Origin of the sequence: Serratia proteamaculans, assembly GCF_004684015.1 — a bacterium.
GTDB lineage: Bacteria > Pseudomonadota > Gammaproteobacteria > Enterobacterales > Enterobacteriaceae > Serratia > Serratia proteamaculans_F.
On record NZ_SRIA01000010.1, the window covers coordinates 373,861 to 396,249 of the forward strand.

23 protein-coding genes are annotated in these 22,389 nt (G+C 56.2%); 7 read left to right on the top strand and 16 right to left on the bottom strand.

The features are described from left to right. Positions 1–107: 107 nt before the first annotated feature. Positions 108–587 (top strand): YbjO family protein, encoded by a 480-nt coding sequence (locus tag E5C26_RS08395; protein WP_135315879.1) that lies wholly within the window; start codon positions 108–110, stop codon positions 585–587. 68 nt (positions 588–655) lie between these two features. After that, on the top strand, positions 656–1,783 hold the full coding sequence (gene rlmC / locus E5C26_RS08400; RefSeq protein ID WP_135315880.1) for a 23S rRNA (uracil(747)-C(5))-methyltransferase RlmC: 1,128 nt from the start codon (positions 656–658) through the stop codon (positions 1,781–1,783). Here the strand turns inward: rlmC and E5C26_RS08405 are convergent. The 8 genes from E5C26_RS08405 to E5C26_RS08440 form a co-directional block, all read right to left on the bottom strand. Beyond that, complete coding sequence (locus tag E5C26_RS08405; protein ID WP_135315881.1) at positions 1,780–2,064, bottom strand: type II toxin-antitoxin system RelE family toxin; 285 nt, start codon at positions 2,062–2,064, stop codon at positions 1,780–1,782. The genes rlmC and E5C26_RS08405 overlap by 4 nt on opposite strands. After that, on the bottom strand, positions 2,054–2,305 hold the full coding sequence (locus tag E5C26_RS08410; RefSeq protein WP_012006084.1) for a prevent-host-death protein: 252 nt from the start codon (positions 2,303–2,305) through the stop codon (positions 2,054–2,056). Before E5C26_RS08410 ends, E5C26_RS08405 begins: the two co-directional genes overlap by 11 nt. A gap of 108 nt (positions 2,306–2,413) precedes the next feature. Continuing rightward, positions 2,414–3,148, bottom strand: coding sequence for an arginine ABC transporter substrate-binding protein (gene artJ, locus E5C26_RS08415; protein ID WP_012006085.1), 735 nt, complete (start codon positions 3,146–3,148; stop codon positions 2,414–2,416). Between the two features lie 208 nt (positions 3,149–3,356). Further along, on the bottom strand, positions 3,357–4,025 hold the full coding sequence (artM, locus tag E5C26_RS08420; protein ID WP_012006086.1) for an arginine ABC transporter permease ArtM: 669 nt from the start codon (positions 4,023–4,025) through the stop codon (positions 3,357–3,359). Beyond that, complete coding sequence (gene artQ, locus E5C26_RS08425; protein ID WP_135315882.1) at positions 4,025–4,741, bottom strand: arginine ABC transporter permease ArtQ; 717 nt, start codon at positions 4,739–4,741, stop codon at positions 4,025–4,027. Before artQ ends, artM begins: the two co-directional genes overlap by 1 nt. A 9-nt stretch (positions 4,742–4,750) precedes the next feature. After that, on the bottom strand, positions 4,751–5,482 hold the full coding sequence (gene artJ / locus E5C26_RS08430; protein WP_017892235.1) for an arginine ABC transporter substrate-binding protein: 732 nt from the start codon (positions 5,480–5,482) through the stop codon (positions 4,751–4,753). Between the two features lie 33 nt (positions 5,483–5,515). Further along, positions 5,516–6,244 (bottom strand): arginine ABC transporter ATP-binding protein ArtP, encoded by a 729-nt coding sequence (gene artP, locus E5C26_RS08435; RefSeq protein ID WP_012006089.1) that lies wholly within the window; start codon positions 6,242–6,244, stop codon positions 5,516–5,518. A gap of 261 nt (positions 6,245–6,505) precedes the next feature. Next, positions 6,506–7,054 carry a lipoprotein gene (locus tag E5C26_RS08440; protein WP_135315883.1) on the bottom strand — a complete coding sequence of 183 codons (549 nt, stop codon included), beginning with the start codon at positions 7,052–7,054 and terminating at the stop codon, positions 6,506–6,508. Between the two features lie 161 nt (positions 7,055–7,215). On the opposite strand from E5C26_RS08440, the gene E5C26_RS08445 reads away from it, so the two are divergent. Then, positions 7,216–7,539 (top strand): heavy metal-binding domain-containing protein, encoded by a 324-nt coding sequence (locus E5C26_RS08445; protein ID WP_037426521.1) that lies wholly within the window; start codon positions 7,216–7,218, stop codon positions 7,537–7,539. Between the two features lie 42 nt (positions 7,540–7,581). On the opposite strand, the gene E5C26_RS08450 is transcribed toward E5C26_RS08445, so the two are convergent. Next, positions 7,582–9,108, bottom strand: a complete 1,527-nt coding sequence (locus E5C26_RS08450; protein ID WP_135315884.1) for a DUF3300 domain-containing protein — start codon at positions 9,106–9,108, stop codon at positions 7,582–7,584. Between the two features lie 190 nt (positions 9,109–9,298). Between E5C26_RS08450 and E5C26_RS08455 the strand changes: the two genes are divergently transcribed. After that, complete coding sequence (locus tag E5C26_RS08455; protein WP_135315885.1) at positions 9,299–10,135, top strand: N-acetylmuramoyl-L-alanine amidase; 837 nt, start codon at positions 9,299–9,301, stop codon at positions 10,133–10,135. Here E5C26_RS08455 and E5C26_RS08460 read toward each other — a convergent pair whose 3' ends face one another. Then, the gene (locus E5C26_RS08460; protein WP_135315886.1) at positions 10,136–11,146 is read right to left on the bottom strand and encodes an NAD-dependent epimerase/dehydratase family protein; all 1,011 of its coding nucleotides are present in this window, start codon (positions 11,144–11,146) and stop codon (positions 10,136–10,138) included. A 168-nt stretch (positions 11,147–11,314) separates the two neighbouring features. After that, positions 11,315–12,754: a DUF2867 domain-containing protein gene (locus E5C26_RS08465; protein WP_135315887.1), complete on the bottom strand. Its 1,440-nt coding sequence runs from the start codon at positions 12,752–12,754 to the stop codon at positions 11,315–11,317. A gap of 153 nt (positions 12,755–12,907) precedes the next feature. Between E5C26_RS08465 and E5C26_RS08470 the strand changes: the two genes are divergently transcribed. Then, positions 12,908–13,255 (top strand): DUF1294 domain-containing protein, encoded by a 348-nt coding sequence (locus tag E5C26_RS08470; RefSeq protein ID WP_135315888.1) that lies wholly within the window; start codon positions 12,908–12,910, stop codon positions 13,253–13,255. 1 nt (position 13,256) lies between these two features. Here the strand turns inward: E5C26_RS08470 and E5C26_RS08475 are convergent, their stop codons facing one another. Next, positions 13,257–14,084, bottom strand: a complete 828-nt coding sequence (locus E5C26_RS08475) for a MurR/RpiR family transcriptional regulator (protein ID WP_135315889.1) — start codon at positions 14,082–14,084, stop codon at positions 13,257–13,259. A 167-nt stretch (positions 14,085–14,251) separates the two neighbouring features. Here E5C26_RS08475 and E5C26_RS08480 point away from each other — a divergent pair, with 167 nt between their 5' ends. Together E5C26_RS08480 and E5C26_RS08485 are read left to right on the top strand one after the other, a co-directional pair. Beyond that, entirely contained in the window at positions 14,252–15,808 is a 1,557-nt protein-coding gene (locus tag E5C26_RS08480; RefSeq protein WP_135315890.1) for a PTS transporter subunit EIIC, read from the top strand. After that, positions 15,805–16,497 carry an N-acetylmannosamine-6-phosphate 2-epimerase gene (locus E5C26_RS08485; protein ID WP_135315891.1) on the top strand — a complete coding sequence of 231 codons (693 nt, stop codon included), beginning with the start codon at positions 15,805–15,807 and terminating at the stop codon, positions 16,495–16,497. Before E5C26_RS08480 ends, E5C26_RS08485 begins: the two co-directional genes overlap by 4 nt. Before the next feature lie 40 nt (positions 16,498–16,537). Here the strand turns inward: E5C26_RS08485 and ltaE are convergent, their stop codons facing one another. The 4 genes from ltaE to hcp form a co-directional block, all read right to left on the bottom strand. Further along, complete coding sequence (ltaE, locus tag E5C26_RS08490; protein ID WP_135315892.1) at positions 16,538–17,554, bottom strand: low-specificity L-threonine aldolase; 1,017 nt, start codon at positions 17,552–17,554, stop codon at positions 16,538–16,540. A gap of 105 nt (positions 17,555–17,659) precedes the next feature. Beyond that, the gene (poxB, locus tag E5C26_RS08495) at positions 17,660–19,381 is read right to left on the bottom strand and encodes a ubiquinone-dependent pyruvate dehydrogenase (RefSeq protein WP_135315893.1); all 1,722 of its coding nucleotides are present in this window, start codon (positions 19,379–19,381) and stop codon (positions 17,660–17,662) included. A gap of 180 nt (positions 19,382–19,561) precedes the next feature. Beyond that, positions 19,562–20,566 carry an NADH oxidoreductase gene (gene hcr / locus E5C26_RS08500; RefSeq protein WP_135315894.1) on the bottom strand — a complete coding sequence of 335 codons (1,005 nt, stop codon included), beginning with the start codon at positions 20,564–20,566 and terminating at the stop codon, positions 19,562–19,564. Positions 20,567–20,620: 54 nt separating this feature from the next. Continuing rightward, positions 20,621–22,270: a hydroxylamine reductase gene (hcp, locus tag E5C26_RS08505; protein ID WP_135315895.1), complete on the bottom strand. Its 1,650-nt coding sequence runs from the start codon at positions 22,268–22,270 to the stop codon at positions 20,621–20,623. Between the last annotated feature and the right edge of the window lie 119 nt (positions 22,271–22,389).

The window sequence follows — 22,389 nt, forward strand, 5'->3', positions numbered from 1 at the left end:
CTCGTTTGAATATACCCTATAGCTTTCGAGTTACAGCGAGCGCAGGTAACAACGCTGCAACTTGAAAGATGACGGGTATAGGTGGCGTTTTGTTGCGGAACATGGACATGTCAGACATGCTGAACAGCAGGCAGGGAATAAGAATGACTTCAGATGCGCCAGTGCCGGTGATGGTAGCCGGAACGGCGATGGTGGCCATCAAATGCATCAGCGTGCTGTTGCTGTTGGGCGAATTGGGGGTCGATGGCGCTCAGGAGTTCGTCAGCACCAGTGCACAGGCCTGGGATTCCACCCTGATCTTTTTGGCTGGCCTGTTATTGCTGTGCCTGCAAATCAGTTGCGGTTTTGCGGTGATGCGCGGTCGCAACTGGGGGCGCTGGGTGTATGTGGCCTGCCAATGCCTGGTGGTCGGTTATCTGCTGTTGGCCACCATTGGCAGTTTTCTGCCAGAGGTCTTTACCGTTGAAGGTGAAACCAGCGGCCAAATTTTGCACGTCCTGATCCTGCAAAAAATCCCTGATATCGTCATCCTGGCACTATTGTTTGTTCCCGCTACCAGCCGCCATTATTTCGCCGCGCGCAATTGAGATTTTAACGGCGTAGAGTGATAAACTCTGCGCCCTTAATTATTCACCCCGAACTCAGGGTTATCTTCATGCATTGCGCTTTGTATACGGCGGGCACCTGCCGTTCCTGTCAGTGGTTGGAAAAGCCGTACCCACAGCAGCTGACGGACAAACAGCATCATCTGCAATCACTGCTGAGCGACTGCGACGTTGCGCAGTGGCTAGAGCCGATCGCCGGCGAGCAGAGCGCATTTCGCAATAAAGCCAAAATGGTGGTCAGCGGTAGCGTAGAGCGTCCGTTGCTTGGCATGCTGCATCGTGACGGCACGGCTGTGGATCTGAGCGCCTGTCCGCTGTATCCCGCCAGCTTCTCACCGATGTTTGATGTGCTGAAAAGTTTTATCGCCCGCGCTGGTCTGGTGCCCTACAACGTGGCGCGTAAACGCGGCGAACTGAAGTATCTGCTGCTGACTGAAAGTACCTACAGCGGCGGTGTGATGCTGCGCTTTGTACTGCGTTCGGACAGCAAGCTGGCGCAGTTGCGTGCCGCACTGCCGTGGTTGCAACAGCAGTTGCCGCAGCTCAGGGTGATTTCCGCCAATATTCAGCCGGTGCATATGGCGATTATGGAAGGGGAGCGTGAGATCCCGCTAACCGAGCAACAGGCGCTGGAAGAACAATTTAACCAGGTGCCGTTGTATATCCGCCCGCAAAGCTTCTTCCAAACCAATCCGCAGGTAGCCGCCGAACTGTACGCCACCGCCCGTGACTGGGTGCGGGCATTGGGTATCGACAGCATGTGGGATCTGTTCTGCGGTGTGGGTGGATTTGGCCTGCATTGCGCACTACCGGAAACACGCCTGACCGGCATCGAGATCAGCGCCGAGGCGATTGCCTGCGCACGCCAATCGGCGAAAACTCTGGGGCTGCAACACGTCAATTTCCAGGCGCTGGATTCTACCCGGTTTGCTACCGCCGAAGGCAGCGTACCGCAGCTGGTGCTGGTTAATCCGCCGCGACGCGGTATTGGCAAGGCACTGTGCGACTATCTGAACCAGATGGCACCGGGCTATATTCTGTATTCGAGCTGTAACGCCGAGAGCATGGCGAAAGACATTGAGATGTTGCCGGATTACCGCATCGAGCGCGTACAGCTGTTTGATATGTTCCCGCATACCGCCCATTACGAAGTACTGACGCTGCTGATTCGTAATTAAAGGCGTTTTTTGGCTGAAGTATAGGCCTCTGAGCGTTCACGTTTACCTATCGAGAGTACCAGCACCACAATCTCCTCGCCGATGACGCGATAGACCAGACGGTAACCAGAGGCCTTAAGTTTTATTTTATAGCAATCAGGCAAGCCGGATAGTTTATTGGCGGGAACCAGTGGGTTCTCTAGCACGGCCACCAGTTTTCTCTTGAACTGTTCCCGGATCACCGGGGCCAATTTCTTAAATTCCTTCAGTGCATATTCTTCGAATTCAAGGCTATAAGTCATCCAGATTGACCTTAATACGTTTGCCACTCATCCGTGAGCGGACTATTTCGGCGAGTTCAATATCCTCGAGACATTCAGCAATGGCTTGCCAGGTCTCAGGAGAGACGTAATAACCGGAAATCTTCCCATTGGTAAGCACGGCAACGGGCTGGCCGTGGGCTTCTTTGAGTGCCGCGTTAGGTGATTTTTTAAAATCGCTGATGCTGACGGCTGAATCAGCCAGGATGGGTTGGACGATCATAGTATTGCCTTTGGTATTAAATTTAGTATCAAATTTAGCACCAAAGGTAACTATAGACAATATTGATGTTTGGTAACAAGGCGTGGTATTCCACGCCCTGAACCGAGGTTACTGAGGGAACCACTTGTCGTTAATGGCTTTGTAGGTGCCGTCGGCCTTAATCGCATCCAGCGCGCTGTTGAGCTTGGCTAGCAGGGCCTGATTGTCCGGCCGTACTGCAATACCCAGGCCGGTACCGAAGTATTGTGCATCAGTAACGTGTTCACCTACCGGAGCCAACTGAGGATTGTTCTTCAGCCACTCATTGACCACGGCGGTATCACCGAATACGCCGTCAATGCGGCCATTTTTCAACTCGAGAATGGCGTTCTGATAGCTGTCGTAAGAGACGGTGTTAATCTCCGGGTGCTTGTCCTGCATATATTTCTGGTGGGTGGTGCCGTTCTCCATGCCGACCTTTTTCCCTTTCAGATCCGCCAGCGAACTGAACTTGCCTTTTTCGGCAATCACAATTGCCGAGTTGGCGTAATAGGGCTGAGTGAAGGCAACTTGCTTGCTGCGCTCAGGCGTGATGTCCATACCGGAGATCACCGCGTCGTATTTCTTGAATTTCAGCGCAGCGATCAGACTGTCGAAAGCCTGGTTGGTGAAGGTACATTCGGCCTTCATTTGTTTGCACAACGCGTTAGCCAGATCGATATCAAAGCCCACGATCTTGTTGTTGGCATCCAGCGACTCGAACGGCGGGTAGGTGGCGGAAGCGGCGAAACGAATGGTCTCGGCTGCGCTGGCGTTAAAGGCGATGCCTGCTAATACTGTGGCGGCCAGCAATAGTTTTTTCATGCTTAAAGCTCCTGTCTGCAAGTCTGCGTGTTTTTATCTCGTCACCGCTTGATTTTACTGACAATAACCCAGGGGTTTTGGCGGCTGTCGGTCGGTGTTAACCCTGCCATTTAATGAATTAATATGCAATATAAATGATTGAAAATTTGTTCTGGACATAAAAAAGCCCCGCGCGATGGCAGGGCTTTGAGAGTATCGCTCTACTGACTCAGTTGCGACGTTCAAACGCCAATGCACGGCGCTCGACCAGACGCATCAGCAGCGTCAGCAAGCCGTTGACGCACAGATACACCAACCCGGCAGCGCCAAACACCATCACGTCGTAGGTCCGGCCATACATCAGCTGGCTGTATCCCATGACTTCCATCAGGGTGATGGTATAGGCCAGTGAGGTACTTTTGAACACCAGCACCACTTCGTTGGAGTAAGACGACAGCGCACGCTTGAAGGCAAACGGCAGCAGGATACGCAGCGATTGCGAACGCGACATGCCGAGGGCTTCACAAGATTGCCATTGACCGGCCGGGATCGCCCGTACCGCACCGTAAAACAGTTGGGTAGTATAGGCGGCACTGTTCAGCGCCAATGCGATCATCGCACACAGCCACGGTTGCGACAGCAAGTTCCATAACCACGGATACTCGCGGATCGCCGGGAACTGACCGGGGCCGTAGTAGATCAGGAAGATCTGCACCAGCAGCGGCGTACCGGTGAACAGGGTGATATAGATTTTTACCAACGGCGTCAGGATCGGCGTTTTCAGCGTCAAGATCACCGTCAGCACCAGCGACAGCACCAGCGCCACGATCAGCGCGGTGATGGTCAGCGTCAGGCTGGTGTGCAGCCCTTTGATAATTTCCGGCAAGAACTCAAACATCAGGATGGCCCCCGCTCAAAACGCGTGGTGCGCAGTTCGATGCGTTTAATGATGTACTGGCTGAATAGGGTGACCACCAGATAAATCGCCGCCGCTATCACGTACCAGGTAAAAGGCTCCTGGGTGCGGGTGGCAATGCTTTTGGTTTGCAGCATCAGATCGTTAACGCTGATCAGTGACACCAACGCGGTATCTTTCAGCAATACCAGCCACTGGTTGCCGAGGCCGGGCAGCGCGTGCCGCCACATCTGTGGCATGATCAGGCGGAAGAAAATCGCCGTGGTGCTCATCCCCAGCGCCTGCCCGGATTCCCATTGCCCCTGCGGCACAGCCTTCAGCGCGCCACGCAGCGTTTGCGACGCATAGGCCGAATAGAGCAGGGCGAGGGCAATGACGCCGCACAGGAACGGGCTGACTTCAAAGTTATCAATCGCCAGTTGGATGGGCAGTTGGAACAGACCAAGGTTCAGGGTGAAGCCATCGGACAGCATCAACAACAGCTGCGATGAGCCGAAATAGATGAACAGCACCACCAGAATTTCCGGCAGGCCGCGCAACAGAGTGACCCAGGCGGTGCCGAGCCAGCTAACCACTTTCCAGCGTGATGACTCCCAGACGGCAAACAGCATCGCCAGGATCAGCCCAAGGATAAGGGCACAAACGGCAAGGCCGACGGTCATCCCGGCGGCGCTTGCTAAAGGTTGGATTTCATTCATCAGAGTTGATTACTGCTGGAACCATTTTTTGTAGATGGTTTCGTAAGTCCCATCCTGTTTGATCTTGTCCAGAGCGGCGTTGAACTTGCCCTGCAGATCGGTATTTTTCTGGCGAACGGCAATGCCCAAACCGGTACCGAAGTAGTCTTTATCGGTCACTTTATCGCCCACTGCCGCCAGAGCAGCATTTTGTTTCAGCCATTCGTTGACCACCGCAGTGTCACCGAATACCGCATCAACGCGGCCATTTTTCAGATCCAGAATGGCGTTCTGATAGCTGTCGTAAGGTACGGTGGTGATTTCCGGGTGCTTGTCGGTCAGGTATTTCTGATGGGTGGTGCCGTTCTGCACGCCCACTTTCTTGCCTTTCAGTGCAGCGACGTCAGCCACCTTGCCTTTCTGGGCAACAAACAGGGCGGAGTTATCGTAATAAGGTTTGGTAAACAGCACCTGTTTTTCACGCTCAGGCGTGATGTCCATACCGGCCATCACCGCGTCGAAGCGCTTGAACTTCAGGCTTGGGATCAGGCTGTCAAAGGCCTGATTGGTGAAAGTACACTCGGCCTGGATCTCTTTACACAGCGCATTGGCCAGATCGACATCAAAGCCCTGGATCTTGTTGCCGGCGTCAATAAATTCAAATGGAGGATAAGAAGCTTCGGTAGCGAAACGAATAGTTTCGGCTGCAGAGGCGGAAACGCTGATGCCGGCCAGAACGGCGGCGATTATTAGTTTTTTCATCGCAAACTCCCCAAATTACAGCAAGTAAAATTGTTAGTGTGATAAGTAATTGGCAAACTCGGTGGTCTGTGGATTCTTGAAGTGGCTGGCATCGCCTTGTTCCACTACGTGGCCGTTTTCCATGTACACCACGCGGCTGGCGGTTTTGCGCGCCACTTCCACTTCGTGGGTCACGATCACCTGGGTGATTCCGGTGCCGGCCAATTCGCGAATGATGCTGACGATTTGGGCGGTGATCTCAGGATCCAGCGCGGCCGTCGGTTCATCAAACAGCAGAACCTGCGGTTCCATCATCAGCGCACGGGCAATGGCCACACGCTGTTGTTGGCCGCCGGAAAGGTGCAGCGGGAAACGATCGGCAAAGTCGGTCAGGCGCAGGCGCTTGAGCAGCTTGTCGGCACGCTCCATCGCCTGAGCCTTGGTCAGGCCCAGCACGCGGCAAGGTGCTTCGATCAGGTTTTGCACCACGGTGAGGTGAGGCCAGAGATTGTATTGCTGGAATACCATGCCGACATTCTGACGTAGCTCGCGAATGGCTTTTTCGCCCGGAGCCTGCTTAAAGTCGAATTGGTTACCGGCGATCTGCAGTTGGCCCGAACGTGGCATTTCCAACAGGTTCAATACCCGCAATAACGAGCTTTTCCCCGCGCCGCTTGGACCCAGCAGCACTAAGGTTTCCCCTGCTGGGCAATCCAGCGTGATGTCAAACAGCGCCTGATGTGCGCCGTAATAGCAATTGATACCGTTAAGTTGAATGCTCATGCGCCAGAATTGAATAGATATTGATGCCGCGAATGTTAACTTCCACAGAATACTTATGCAATCTTTGTGCGTTAAAATTTATTACTGCGCGGCAGAATAGTAAAAGAATAGCACAAGATACCGCGAGTCAGGTTCGAAGGGGGGATTTGTCGTGCATGCTGTGAGGCAGGTAGCGAAATTTCTCAAATTGAACAAATATTGCGCGCAATCAAAGCATTTATCTAACCACCGGTACCCAAGGGCACCGGTGGTTGAGTTGGCTTACTGGTTTTCCAATACCTGACGCAGCGTACCGCTGGCGGCGTGCGGTGGCACGTTCAGATAGCGGATATCGTCCACGACCCAACAGGTGCCTTCGCGCACCATCAGCACTTCATCCTGCCAGTTGACTGCACTGCCACCGTCTTTCTGGTAACTGAGCTGAACGCGCAACGGGATATTTTTGGCATCGGTATTAGGAATGGTCGACGCGCTGGCGACGGTGGCGCTGGTCGGCCCCTGAGCATTGCCGGTAAACAGATCGCCGGTGACCTGATGTTTGCCCGGATTCTGGTTAGCCGTCACCAGATCCTGGTACAGCACTTTACTCAGGTAAGGCTGCAATTGCGCCAGACGGTTGCTGTCCGGCAGGGCGGTACCGGTACCTTGTTGCAGGCGCAAATCGTAAAATTTCTGTGCCACCGCATCCGGGCCGCCTTCCACACAACCGCCAGTACGGGTACCGATATCCTTGAATGCCGGTTCAACGGTGGTGCAGGCACTCAGTAACAGCGCTAAGGGAAAAACAGCCGCAATCGTTTTTGTTTTCATCTCATTACCTTATGTGAAAGTCTCTACCATGAAGACCACTAGCCTACAGTATAAATGCGATTTCTGGCCTTGCATTCGTAGTGCGTGCCATTTCAATACAGAACATAATGCTAAAACGATGGTCAGATAAATGCCATGAATCAATCAAGCAAGGAGTTTTGATGCAGCTTTCAACCACCCCGACCCTGGAAGGGTTTACCATTACCGAGTACTGCGGCGTTGTCACCGGCGAGGCTATTTTGGGTGCCAATATTTTCCGTGATTTTTTTGCCGGCGTGCGTGACATTGTCGGCGGCCGTTCCGGGGCCTATGAGAAAGAGCTGCGTAAAGCGCGTCTGATCGCCTTCAAGGAACTGGAAGAGCAGGCACAAGAGTTGGGTGCCAACGCGGTGGTCGGTATTGATATCGATTACGAAACCGTGGGTAAAGACAGCAGCATGCTGATGGTGACCGTCAGCGGCACCGCAGTGAAAGTCAGTCGTTAATCCCTTCTTTCACGCCCCGGCCTCAGCCGGGGCGTCATCTCTTTAATCGGCCCTGCGGGATTCAATTTTTAATGGCCGGCGTTCCTGCTGTCTGACTGCGGGGGCCGGGCGATGCTCTGTCTGTATCCGTTGCTGATGGAACGGGTTCCGCGGGGTATCAGAGTGTTGCTGAACCGGCTGCGGGCGGGAAACCGAGGCTACGGGCGCGCTACGAACCACCGGTTTAGTGGCTGCGGGTCGAGCCACTTGCTGTGTGGCATGCGGCGCGGTTGTGCGTTGTTTGGGCTGCTGCGTTGGCCGGTTTTCTGTTTGCCGAACCGGCGTTGCTGATTTTCGCGTTTGCGGTGGTACCGCTGCGGGTGCTGTAGAGTTGAATTTCGGCAGGGTCATCTGTGGCTGAGCATGGGCCGAGGGTGTCACTGTACGGGGGGCGGCTACCGTTCCCGTATGGGTAAAGTTCGGTGTAGTCATTGGCTGGCGCGTATTAACCGCGGCTGCCTGTTGGGCAAAGTGAGGTTGTTGCATCGTGTTAACGTTCGGCGCCGTACGGGCCGTCGGTGCGGCAATACGCGGCGCCTGCACCATCGGCGTGTTGCGGTAGTTATTCACGGTGTTGCTACGGTTCACATTATTAAATTGATTGATATTGGTGACGCGGTTAATCACCGTGGTGGAATGCGAAATATAGGGCGCGTTGTTATAGACCACCGGCTGACGCCGATTATTCCAGTGCACATCCCAGCTATGCCAGTCGTCATGATGGTTTTCATTAATCAATGCACCAACCAGGATACCTACACCAAAGCTGATAACGCCGGTTGCTACCATATCGCCGCTGCTATAGCCGGGAGCAGTTTGATATTGGTAGCTCGGGTAGGCCGGTACCGGTGCGCCATAGGCCGTCCGGGGATCGTAATATGGCACGTAAACCACATCCGGTTGGCTGGGTTCAATCACAATGGTTTGGGCCGGGGCAGCCACTACGGTTTGTGGGGAGGGCTGCTGTTCAACGTATTGCGTGGCCGGGGTGACTGTCACCTTTTGCTGCGGCGAGGATTTCAGCGTGCCTTGGGTGGCGGCGCGTTGACGCATCACCTGAATGGCATTCATCACGTCGGTGGGATCGTTGAGATAGGCACTGCCCAGTTCCGTGGTCCAGGGGATATTTTTAGCCATTTGGTCCAGCACGTCAGGAAACTGCACTAATCCACGAACGCTCGGGTCCCAGGGCTGAGCGTCTGCGGCCGTGGCGAGTGCCGCCGGTTGCAGGCCATGATTTTGTGACAGCCAGTTATCCGCCGTGCTGATTTGGTCGGGATAACCCGCTCCGGCCAGCACCTGTGCTAACAGTTTGTCAGGAAAAAGCGCCACCGGGCTGACCAACTGGTACAGTTGATCGGCGCTCAATGGGGTATAGGCCGGCGCTGCTGCGGAAGATGTGTCTGCCGCCGGAGATGTAGCTGCAGGTGGCGCGCCCCCCATGGCGTTGGCCACTGTTTTTTGGTCACAACCGCTGAGTGGGAGCATGGCGATACAGATCAGCCATGAGAGGTAGCTTGGCTTGAACATGAGTGACTCGCTTATATCAGCGCAGATAATATGATTAGCCTAACAGCTGAAGTGCAATCTGCCAGTCCAGCGCAACACTCGCTTGCACATCAGGCTGATCTGTCATCATTTATTGATTACAATGATTATTGGATACAGATTAATCAATTCGGGTTACAAATTCGGCGTAGCTAACGCACAGGAGGGATTCGTGAAAATTTGGCCAGGGATATTTGCCGCAGCGCTGCTTGCAGGCTGCCAAAGCGCGCCGCAGAACACCATTGTCGATCATGGTGGCTATCAGTTGGAAACTCTGCATCAGGCCCAGGGCGCAGACCAGCGCATTCGTTTCCTGGTGATGCATTACACCGCCGAAGACTTCCACTCCTCATTGAAAACCCTGACGGATGAACACGTTAGCGCGCATTATCTGTTGCCGGCGTACCCACCGCTGGCGCAGGGCAAACCGGTGGCATTCCAACTGGTGCCGGAAGCGTTGCGCGCATGGCATGCCGGGGCCAGCAGTTGGCGCGGCAGAAGCAACCTCAATGACACCTCGATCGGCATTGAGATCGTCAATCGCGGGTTCAATCGCACCCTGCTGTTTACCCACTGGCAGCCCTATACGCCGGAGCAAATAGCCCTGTTGATCCCACTGAGCCGCGATATTATCCAGCGCTACGGTATTTTGCCAACGGACGTGGTGGGGCACAGCGATATAGCGCCGCAGCGCAAGCAGGATCCCGGCCCGCTATTCCCCTGGCAACAGCTGGCGCAGGCGGGCATAGGTGCCTGGCCGGATGAGGATCAGGTGCAGAAACTGTTGGCCGGGCGGGATAAGCATGCCGAAGTGCCGCTGGCACCCTTGATGGCCAAGCTGGCGAGTTACGGTTATGGCATGGATGCTCAGTGGGATGTCCGGCAGCAGAAAAACGTACTGGCGGCGTTTCAGATGCATTTCCGGCCCAGCGATTATCGTGGTGAGCCGGATGCGGAGAGTGAGGCGATTGTCGACGCGCTGTTGCTGAAATACGGAGCTGCCCGTTAATTACAGACCGTGCAGCTTGCCGTGATCTTTGAGCCAACGGGCGGTGCGTGAGATACCCTCGTCCAGCGAAATAATAGGTCGGTAGTCCAGCTCCTGCTGGGCACGCGTGGTATCCAGCGTCAGCTCAAAATTGAGCTTGGCGACGCCGTAGTGGGTCAGCACCGGCTCTTTTTCACTTTTACTGCCGAGCTTTTCCATGCCGCGCGCCATCATGTCGAGCATTGGGTAAGGTACCGAACGGATCCGGCACTTCATGCCCAACTCGTCGATCAACTGCTGCACCACGCTGCGTAGCTGACGTGGCTGCTGGTTGGTGATGTTGTAGGCGCGGCCCGACGGGGTATTTTCTTTCTGGGTCGCCAGCCACATGGCGTGCACTGCGTTTTCCAGATAAGTCATGTCCACCAGCGCGGCACCGCCGCGTGGCAGCAGCAGATTGCCATAACGTTTGATCATCTGTAACAGACGCGGCAGCATCACCTTGTCGTGCGGTCCGAATAACCCCTGCGGACGCAGAATGGTGAAGTGGGTCTGCGGATTGGACAGCGCCAACTGTTGGATCACTTGTTCACCGGCGGCCTTGCTGCGGGCAAACTCGTTGGCATAGCGTACAGGGCGGAAGTCTTCGGTAACGTTGCGATGGTGATGATAGTCGAAGTAAACCGCCGGCGAAGAGATATGAATAAACTGCGAAACGCCGTAAGCCGCCGCCCATTCGCCCAGGCGACGGGTAGCGCGCACGTTGGCTAGTTCAAAGGCTTCTTCGGTGCCCCAGGGGGAAGTGAAACTGGAGCAGTGCCACAGTACGTCCACATCGGCCAGCATGGCTTTGGCCTGCGATGAGACCAGATTGGTGAGATCGGCATGAATGAATTCTGCACCCATTTTTACCAGCAGACTGCCCATCGCCTGGTTGCGACCGGTGGCACGCACTTTGATGCCCTGACGGCGCAGATATTCAACGGCGTTACGGCCTAACCCACTGGTTGCACCGGTGACCAATACCTTCATAACGAACTCTATTCTCACCAAAAATCAGAATGCTGACGGCCTTCAGCGGCGCTCCAGCAAATAAGATGCCATTCTTCCGTTATTTCGTGCTCTATGCAATCGGAAAGGACCTAACCGCAGCAGCAAAGTGTGCGGTTGATCGACAATTGAACACCTGGATACTGCCTTTTACGGCAGATTGCGCTGATGTTCTTCGGCCAGCCTGGCAATACGCCGGGCCATGCCGCGAAAAATAAACAGATGCGCGGGCATCATAGCGAACCAATACAGCAGCCCGCTAAACCCGGCGGGGTGCCACCAGGCCCGCACGTCCAGGGTACGGTGGTCGCCGTGATCCTTGATGGTGAAAGCGAGGCGGCCCAGACCGGGGGCTTTCATGCCGAACAGCAGTGCCAAGAGCCGCTGTGGTTTGAGGGTGATCACCTTCCAGCCGTCGACGACGTCGCCAACCTCGAGCGTGTCGCGTTGCGGACGGCCATAAACCACGCGATTGCCGATCATATCGTCCATACGGGCACGGATCTGCCACAGAATATTGGCGTAAAAATAGCCCTCTTTGCCACCCAGTTGCTGCACCGTGTGCCACAGGGCCTGGCTGGATGCCTGGGTTTCTATCGAGCAACCCGCCTGCTTCGGATAAAAACCGTAGCCCGGCCGCCAGCGCGCCCGCGCTTCCGGGTCGTAACCCCAGTCGGCGGAGTCGACCACTTCCTCTTCGCGTTGCAGGGTGGCTGTCACCGCCTGATCGAAGGTTTGCAGCGTCTGCGGGATCAGCGCCTGCAGCGGTTTACCGTCGGCGGGCAGATCGTGGTTCAACCCCTGGATCAGCGCGCTGGCGATAGACGTGGGCACCGAGGTGATCATGCTGATAAACCAGACCGAGATAAAACGGGTCGGCAACGGGATCGGGATCAGCCAACGTTTTTTGCCGCTGATGGCGATGAATCGTTCGAACATGGTTTGATAGCTGATGTACTCCGGGCCGGCGACGTCAAAAATGCGGTTTTCTTCTGCCGGATGCGCCAACAGATCGGCCAGATACACCAGCAGGTTTTCCAGCGCCACCGGTGAAGATTTGGAACGTACCCAGCGCGGTGGAGTCAGCACCGGCAGGTTGTAAACCATATCGCGCATGATTTCGAACGCGGCCGATCCTGGGCCGACAATAATACTGGCTCTTAGCTCGGTGACGGGAATACCGCTCTGACGCAGGATCTCCCCGGTCAGCTTGCGTGCCACCAGGTGTGGCGAGCTGTCGCCTTCGGGTTGCAATGCGCCGAGAAAAATGACCTGCTTGACGCTGGAGCTGCGTAGCGCGTCACGCAGGTTTTCAGCGGCCTGGCGTTCCTTTTCAATAAAATCGTCGCCGTCGCCCATACCGTGGATCAGGTAATAAACCGCGTCGGTCTCCCATAACGCGGCGGCCAGGGTTTCCGGCCGGTAAACGTCGACATATTGGCAGTTAACCTGCGGCCAGTGCTGTTCCTGCAGCCATTCGATACGACGCGCGGCGGCGGTAATGTGATGTCCCTGTTCGATCAGGTGGGGGATCAGGTTTTGGCCGATATAGCCGCTGGCTCCAAGAACCAGTACGCGTTGAGCTGTCATTAGCGCCGCCTTTGCGGTGAAAGTCTGTTTAGCATAGTCACAGGATGCCAAACTCGTGGTTTAAATGCACTTTTTGTGTGGTTATGCGGGCATTGCATCCGCTGACGGGGGGCGTCACACTACCCGCCGTTTGTCTGCGCTAAGCCGGAAGCTATGAAACTCAATGCTGTTTGTTATGCCCTGTTGGGGCTGGCGCTGGTCGCCAGTTTGTTTTTCCTGCATCCGATCTGGATGTGGTGGTTGTTGGCTAACCTGCTGACGCTGGTGGTCTACGGCGCGGATAAGTTTGCAGCACGCAAAAGCTGGCAACGGGTGCCGGAAAGCACGCTGCTGGTATTCGGGCTGGTGGGCGGTTGGGTGGGCGCTATAGTGGCGCAGCAGGTATTTCGCCACAAAACCCAGAAACAGCCGTTCAAAAGCGGGTTTATCGTCAGCGTAGTGCTGAACATCGTGGCGACGCTGGCGATTTGGTACTGGGTTTACGGCCGCTGGATACTCTGATTTACAGCAGTAGCGGCAGGGTAGCGCTCGCCGTTTCCTGCACCGCCAGGCCGTAAGCCGGGTCAAACCTGGCCAATTCGGCCACCATAAACTCCACCAGCAACATCGCTCCGACCTTGGCCGGTAGTGCACCGGCGTTCAGTGGGCCTTCCGGCTTGGCGGCTACCAGCAGCACATCTGCCAGTTTGGCTAGTGGGCTGCGCTGGGTGTTGCTGACGGCGACGACTCGCGCACCGCGTTGTTTGGCCAGGGTAACCGCATGCAGCACATCTTTGGTCGAACCTGAACTGGAGATGACGATCAGCAGGTCTTGTTCGCCCAGCGAAGCAGCGTTCATCGCCGCCCGGTGCATATCACTGAACAGCAGCGCCGGTTTACCCACGCGCAACAGTTTGTAGTGCAGGAAGTCCCCAATAATCGCACTGGCGGCGACGCCATAAATCTGTATCGAGGCGCTTTGATGCAGACTTTCTGCTGCCTGCCGCAGGGCCTGATGATCCAATAACGCGCCGGTATCCCGCAATGCCTGTACGCTTTCCTCCACCAGGTTTTCCGTGGTGCTTTGGCGAGTCGTCGCCTCTGGCTGGTTTTGTTGCAGGCTCAGAGCCAGCGCCATTTTAAACTCGGTATAGCCTTTACAGCCCAGATGGCGACAGAGTCGGGTTACGCTGGCTTCACTGGTGCCGCTCTCGCGGGCCAGTTCGGTGATGGTAAAGTAGACGGCCCTGGACGGCTCCTCGAGCACAAAGCTGCCGAGCTTTTGCAACGTGGGGCTATAGCTCGCCAGTTCTTGCCGCAGCCGCAATAATAAATTTCCAGTATTCATCACGTTACCTTTCTGATTGTTTCTCTTTCTATTGTGGCGGAAAGTCGCCGCCGCCCGCCAGCAAAATCGACGTATTGTGAAGCCGATCATCGTTATGAATAAAATTTTCAACATTGTTTTTTATTTGTGGTAAAAATTTTCATCATAAAAAATGATAATGAGGAAAATTTATGTCAACAGCAGGGGAATCAAGGTCTGGCAGCTGGTTTGAAAAAGCCCAGCGGTTCGGAAAGTCGTTTATGTTACCGATCGCCGTGTTGCCTGCCGCCGGCTTGCTACTGGGGATCGGCGGGGCGTTGTCCAATCCCAATACTCTGGAGGCTTATCCCTTCCTCAACGTCGGGTGGCTGCAAGGGGTATTTACCGTGATGGCCAGCGCCGGTTCTATCGTATTTGCCAATCTGGCGGTGTTGTTCGCCGTCGGGGTGGCGGTGGGGCTGGCCAAAGGCGATAAGGGGACCGCAGGATTGGCATCGCTGATTGCCTATCTGGTGATGAACGCCACCATCAATGCCTTGCTGAAGATCAACGGTTCTCTGGCCACTGAAAATCCCGGCGCAGTGGGACAAGGCGTCATTATGGGGATCCAAACGCTGGAGACCGGGGTATTCGGCGGGGTGATCATTGGCCTGGTGACCGGTTACCTGCACGATCGTTACAACAAAATTTCGTTGCCACAGTTCCTGGGTTTTTTCGGCGGGTCGCGTTTCGTCCCTATTATCTGCTCTCTGGCCGCCATGGGGGTGGGAGCTTTGATGACCGTGATTTGGCCTCATTTCCAGCAGGTGATCTTCGGCCTGGGTGGACTGGTAGACGCCAGCGGTTATCTGGGCACCTTCATCTACGGTTTTGTGCTGCGCATGCTGGGGCCATTTGGCCTGCACCATATTTTTTATCTGCCGTTCTGGACCACGGCGCTGGGTGGCAGTGAAGTGATTAACGGCCAGCTGGTTGAGGGGACACAGCGCATTTTCTTCGCTCAGCTTGCCGATCCGCATACCCAGCAGTTTTACATCGGTACTGCGCGTTTTATGTCTGGCCGCTTTATCACCATGATGTTCGGCCTGGTCGGCGCCTGTCTGGCGATGTATCAAACCGCCAGTCCGGAGAACCGCAAACGTGTCGGCGGTTTGTTGCTGTCGGCGGCGTTGACTTCGTTCCTCACCGGCATTACCGAGCCGATTGAATTCTCGTTTCTGTTTGTTGCCCCGGCGCTGTACCTGGTGCATGCCCTGTTTGACGGTCTGGCGTTCATGCTTGCCCATATTCTGCACATCACTATCGGGCAGACGTTCTCCGGCGGTTTTATTGATTTCATGTTATTTGGCGTATTGCAGGGTGAGGCCAAAACCCACTGGATGTATGTACCGCTGGTCGGCGTTCCCTGGTTTTTCTTGTACTACTTCACCTTCCGCTTCCTGATTGTTCGTTTCAATTTCAAAACGCCGGGGCGCGGCGAAGAGCTGCCGACAGGCTTTGCTTTGGAAGGAACCGCGCGATCGCAGCAGGTGCTAGCGTCGCTGGGAGGCAAAGACAATGTTGTCGAGTTGGACTGCTGCGCCACCCGTTTACGCATTACGGTGAAACAGAGTCAGTTGCTGGATGAGGCAGGGCTGAAAGCCAGCGGCGCGCGGGCAGTGATCATTCGTGGCAATGGGGTACAGGTCATTTACGGGCCGCACGTCACCATCATTAAAAATGAAGTCGAGGAGTTATTGGATTTATGACGCTTTCTATTTTGCAGCAAATCAAGGGACGATTGGTGGTTTCCTGCCAGGCACTGGATGATGAACCGCTGCACAGTGATTTTATCATGTCGCGTATGGCGGTGGCTGCGCAAGAGGGGGGGGCTGCGGCGATCCGGGCCAACAGCGTTGAGGATGTCAAAGCCATCATGCAGGCGGTGTCGTTGCCGGTGATCGGCATCATCAAGCGTGATTATGCCGGTAGCCAGGTATACATCACCCCCACCCTGCAAGAAATTGACGAACTGATGACGGTGGGGCCGCAGATGATCGCCCTGGATGCGACCCTGCATCCCCGGCCGGGGAGCCTGGCGCTGGCGGAATTGGTCGCAGCCGTGCGGGTCAGATATCCTGACTTGCTGCTGATGGCTGACATCGCCACGGTGGAAGAGGCCATCCATGCCGACCAACTGGGGTTTGACTGCGTGGGAACCACCTTGCATGGCTATACTGACGAAACTTTGGGAAAACAATTGGCGCAGGATGATTTTCGTTTTCTGAGAGAGGTATTGGCCGCGGTTAGCGTACCGGTCATTGCCGAGGGCAATGTCGAAACCCCGACCATGGCCGCACGCTGTCTGGCTCTGGGCGCTCATGCAGTGGTGGTGGGCGGGGCCATTACCCGTCCGCAGCAGATCACCCGTCGCTTCGTGGCCGCTCTTGGCAACTGATTTGACTCTCCCTGTCTGGGATGTCAGGGAGATCCAGAACTCAGGCGTGTTGCTCCAGGAACTGCTGCCATAAATCGACCAGTTGCTGCAAATCCTGACGGCTGACGTCAAGGTGGGTCAGAATGCGCGTCAGTGGCCCGCTGCTGATCAGCACGCCGCGCTCGCGCATCCAGGGGCCCAACCTGGCTGCCAGCTCTGGTGACTGGCGCAGGTACAGCACGTTGGTTTGCGCGCCCGGTTCAACAATCTCCACGCCAATCTGTTGCAACTGCTGTTCCAGCCATTTGGCATTGTCGTGATCTTCACGCAGGCGTTCGACATTGTGCTCCAGCGCATAGAGACCGGCCGCAGCCAGGATACCGGCCTGGCGCAAACCACCCCCGGTCATTTTGCGCCAGCGCAGGGCCTGCTGGATAAAGGCTTCACTGCCGCACAGCAAGGAACCCACCGGGGCACCCAATCCTTTCGACAGGCAAATGGTGAAGGTGTCGCAGTACTGCACAATCTCTTTCAAGGGCAGGTTCAGCGCGACGGCGGCGTTAAAGATGCGCGCGCCGTCGATGTGTAACGCCAACTGATGTTCACGGCTGAACTGCCAGGCTTGCTGCAGGTATTCCAGCGGGAGCACGCGGCCACTGATGGTGTTTTCCAGGCTCAGCAGGCGAGTTTTGGCAAAGTGGATATCGTCGGGTTTGATGGCCGCCGCGACCTTGTCGAGCGGCAGGGTGCCGTCCGGGTTAGCTTCAATCGGCTGTGGCTGGATGCTGCCGAGCACCGCCGCACCGCCGGCCTCATATTTATAATTATGTGCCTGCTGGCCGACAATGTATTCGTCACCGCGCTGGCAATGACTCAGCAATGCCACCAGGTTGGCCTGAGTGCCGCTTGGCAAGAACAGCGCCGCCTCTTTACCGGACAGGCGGACCGCTTCTGCCTCCAGAGCGTTGACCGTGGGGTCATCGCCGTAAACATCATCACCCACTTCCGCCTGGACCATGGCATCGCGCATAGCGGCGCTGGGGCGGGTCACGGTGTCACTGCGTAGATCGATAAGCATAAAAATCCTTAGCGCCAATGAGAGGAACGATCTCCATCATAGCCGGATTATGAAGTTGCAAAAGCGGAAAATGTGGGCGCAGCGACGGCCGCGCCCACGGGAGGGTTAACGCAACCAGTTGGTTTTTGCCAGCTCGACCACTTCGTCACCGCGGCCGTTGATAATGGCCCGCAGCATATACAGGCTAAAGCCCTTGGCCTGCTCGAATTTGATCTGCGGCGGCATCGCCAGTTCCTGTTTGGCGGTGACGACATCCAGCAGTGCCGGGCCGGGATGCGCCAGCATTTCCTGCAATGCACCATCCAAATCAGAAGCTTTTTCCACGCGAATGCCTTTGATGCCGGCAGCGTTGGCGATTGCTGCAAAATCAGGATTGTGCAGATCGGTGCCGTCGGTCAGGTAGCCACCGGCCTTCATTTCCATCGCCACAAAGCCCAGCACGCTGTTGTTGAAAATCACAATCTTGACCGGCAGTTTCAGTTGCGCCAGCGACAGGAAATCCCCCATCAGCATGGTGAAGCCGCCGTCGCCGCACATGGCGATCACCTGTTTGTCCGGTTCGGTAGCCTGCGCGCCAATCGCCTGTGGCATGGCGTTAGCCATCGAGCCGTGGTTGAACGACCCGAGCAGGCGACGTTTGCCGTTCATCTTCAAATAGCGGGCCGCCCACACCGTTGGCGTGCCGACGTCGCAGGTGAAGATGGCGTCATCGCTGGCGTATTGGCTGAGCTGTTGCGCCAGATACTGCGGGTGAATCGGCTGATCGTCATTGGCCGTCGCCAGCCCGTCGAGATCCTTGCGCGCCGTGCGGTAGTGCTCCAGCGCCTTGTCGAGGAATGTCCGGTCGCTCTTTGGCTCTATCTGCGGCAGCAGGGCGGTGAGGGTGGTATGGATATCACCCACCAGCGCCATATTGACCGGGCAGTGTGCGCCGATGCTGCCGGGGTTGATGTCTATCTGAATAATATTGGCATTGGTTGGGTAGAAGGCACGGTACGGGAATTGAGTGCCGAGCAGCACCAGGGTGTCGGCGTTCATCATGGCGTGGTAGCCGGAAGAGAAACCGATCAGCCCGGTCATGCCAACGCTGTAGGGGTTATCCCATTCGATATGCTCTTTACCGCGTAGTGCATGAACCACCGGCGCCTGCAACAGTTCGGCCAACTTGACCACTTCGTCGTGGGATCCGGCGCAACCACTGCCGCACATCAGCGTAATGTTCTTAGCCTTGTTCAGGGTCTCTGCCAGCTTGTTCAGATCGCTCATTGGCGGCTGCACCAGCGGCAGTGCCGGGGTATGCCACACCATGCTGGCGTCTTCCGGTGCCATACGCAGCGCCACGTCGCCCGGTAGGACGATCACCGATACGCCGCGATTGAGGATAGCCTTGCGCATGGCGATTTCCAGTACCCGGGGCAACTGTTCCGGATTGGAGACCAATTCACAGTAGTGGCTGCATTCGCGAAACAGTTCTTGCGGGTGGGTTTCCTGGAAATAGCCGCTGCCGATCTCGCTGGAGGGAATGTGTGCGGCAATCGCCAGCACCGGCACATGGTTGCGGTGGCAGTCGAACAGGCCGTTAATCAGATGCAGGTTACCGGGGCCGCAGGAGCCGGCACAAACCGCCAACTGACCGGTCAACTGGGCTTCTGCACCGGCGGCGAAGGCGGCGACCTCTTCATGACGGGTTCCCAGCCATTCGATGGTGCCCATACGGTGCAGGCTGTCGCTGAGTCCGTTGAGCGAATCACCGGTGACGCCCCAAATGCGTTTCACACCGGCCTGTTCCAAAGTTTTGGCGATCAGTGTGGCTATAGTTTGCTTCATAGTTCCCCCAAATATGATAGAAATACCCTGTTTTTTCAAATGATTGAAATCCATTGGGTACAGCTTTTTAGATATTGAGCAGATGAACCTGATAAAAGCCTGGAACCGGGAAAGTGTAGAAGGGGAAGGGAAAGCATGCTTGCCGATAAATGCCCCATCCTGACCGACGGGGCGCAAATATCAGGCGAGGGTGACGTCACCTTGCAGTTGGCAACTGCAGGCCAGTACATAGCCCTGGGCGATTTCCGCTGCAGTCAGCGTCATGCTGCTGGTGGTGGTGTAGTCACCTTCGAGGATGCGGGTTTTGCATGATCCGCACACCCCAGCGCGGCAGGCGGCGTTGACCGGCAGCGCATGGGTCTCCATTGCCGCCAGCAATGTGCTGCCGACCGGTACGCGAAACTCACGCAGAGGGCGGGCGGCGCGTAAGGTTAATCCTTCGCCCTGTTCGCCATCGGTGGCTGCCGGGGTATGAAACTGCTCTTTATGGAAACGGTTGGCCGGCACGCCAAGCTGCAGGCAAAGCTGTTCAGCCTGAGCCATATAGGGGGCCGGGCCGCAGGTCATCACGGTGCGTTCGGTGATATCCGGCGTCGCCTGGCGCAGCACTTCGGCACTGATTCGCCCATTGAGATAACCCGCTTGAATGTCCTGTTCGGCCATCAGCGTCAGCCGCAGTTGCGGGTGGCTGGCGCACAACTCGCGCCACTGCTCGGCAAAAAGGGTATCGGCGGGAGTGCGTACGTTAAAGATCACCGCGATATCACAGGCAGGGCGGTTCGCCACCAGCCAGCGACACATGGAGATAATCGGTGTGACGCCGCAACCGGCCGCCAGCATCAGGTAGCTGTCCGCCGGATGTTGTTCACAGCTGAACTCGCCTTGTGCATCGGACAGCCACAGGATGTTACCGGGTTTGACTTCACCGGTTAGCCAGCGTGAACCCGTGCCGTCCGGCAGGCAACGTACACTGATGCTGAGAAAACGGCTCTGGCCGGGCGAAGAGGACAGCGTATAGGCGCGCAGAGTGTCTTCGCTATTACGGATACTGACCAGCGCAAACTGGCCAGGTTGATAAGGGTAAAAAACATCGCAGATCAGGTTGAGTGTCCAGACGTCGGCGGTTTCCTGCTGGATCGAATGTACCTGCATGCGGTTGGGGCAAAGTGGGCTGGGTTGGGTCATCGGGCACCTCAAAAGCAAAGGGGCCGACATCGGCGGCCCCGAGAAACAGTGGCATTAGCCGAGCAGGCCTTGCAGATCCTGATCAACGGTGGTGATCGGGCGCATACCGAATTTATCGTTCAGGATCGCCATCAGGTTGTCGGTCAGGAAACCCGGCGCGGTCGGCCCGGTGACAATGTTTTTAACCCCCAGTGACAACAACGTCAGCAGAATGACGATCGCCTTTTGCTCAAACCACGACAGTACCAGGCTCAGCGGCAGTTCGTTGACCGAGCAACCGAGGGTATCGGCGAGTTTGACCGCCAGCATGATGGCGGAATAGGCGTCGTTACACTGACCGACGTCCAACAGGCGTGGCAAGCCTTCCAGGGTACCAAAGTCCAGCTTGTTGAAACGGTATTTGCCGCAGGCCAGCGTCATGATCAGGCAGTCTTGCGGAACGCTGCGGGCGAAGTCAGTGAAATAGCTGCGTTCATCGCGGCTGCCGTCACAGCCGCCGACCAAAAAGATGTGACGCAGTTTCTTTTGCGCCACCAGGTCAATCACCGTATCGGCGGCATTGAGCAGCGTCTGGCGGCCGAAGCCGACGGTGATCATATGTTCGATTTCGGTATAAGGGAAACCACTCATGCCCTGCGCCTGAGCGATCACCGGGCTGAAATCGTCCCCTTCCAGATGGTTGACGCCCGGCCAGCCGACGATGCTGCGCGTCCAGATACGATCGCCATAATTACCGACATTGGGATCGATAATGCAGTTAGAGGTCATCAGGATCGGGCCGGGGAATTTGGCGAACTCGGTCTGCTGGTTCTGCCAGCCGCTGCCGTAGTTGCCCACCAGATGTTTGAATCTTTTCAGTTCCGGGTAGCCGTGTGCCGGCAGCATTTCACCGTGGGTGTAAACGTTCACGCCCTGGCCCTCGGTTTGCTCCAGCAGCATGCGCAGATCTTTCAGGTCATGGCCGGAGATCAAAATGGCCTTGCCTGCTACCGGGCGCACGTTCACCGCACTTGGCACCGGGTCGCCGTAAGCCTGAGTCTCGCCGTGATCGAGGATCGCCATCACGTTGAAGTTCATTTTACCGATGCCCATGGCGTTGTTCAGCAGGGTATCTACGTCACGTGGCTGGGTGCCGAGCCAGGCCATAAAGGCGTGGTAGTCGGCATAGATTTGGTCATCGGACTGACCCAGCACGTGAGCGTGCTCCATATAGGCCGCCGCACCTTTCAGGCCGTACAGGCACAGCATGCGCAGACCGTGCACGTCATCACCAACCTCGGCTTTATCGGTATTCAGGGCAAACTGTGCCGCCTGTTGCAACAGCGAAGGCATATCATCGCCGGCCAACTGCAGACTGGCCAATGGGTGTTCGACATGAACACTGGCGTCCAGCAGGCGGCAGCGGGTGGCCAGGGATCCGCGCAGGGCGATGGTTTCGCGTGCGTAACCGATGATGCGATCTGAATCGAAGTTGACGTTGGTCAGGGTAGAGAAGAAAGCACGCGGGGCAAAGCTGTCGATATCATGATCGACGATCCCGAGCGCCCGCGCTTGCAGCGCCCAGGCAGAAAGCCCCTGTAACGCCGCGACCAACAGATCCTGCAGGTCGGAAGTTTCCGCCGTTTTGCCGCACATACCCTGGGCATAAGAGCAGCCGTTGCCTGCCGGGGTACGGATGGTTTGTTCACATTGCACACAAAACATAATCACTTCCTTTTTAAAGTTGCATTTATAATGCTTGTTTAAGAGCATAGATCGGCAACCGGGGCTTAAAAAGGCTTTTGTGATGCTACCAAGGGCAAGTTTGATTTAGCGCAATTTTA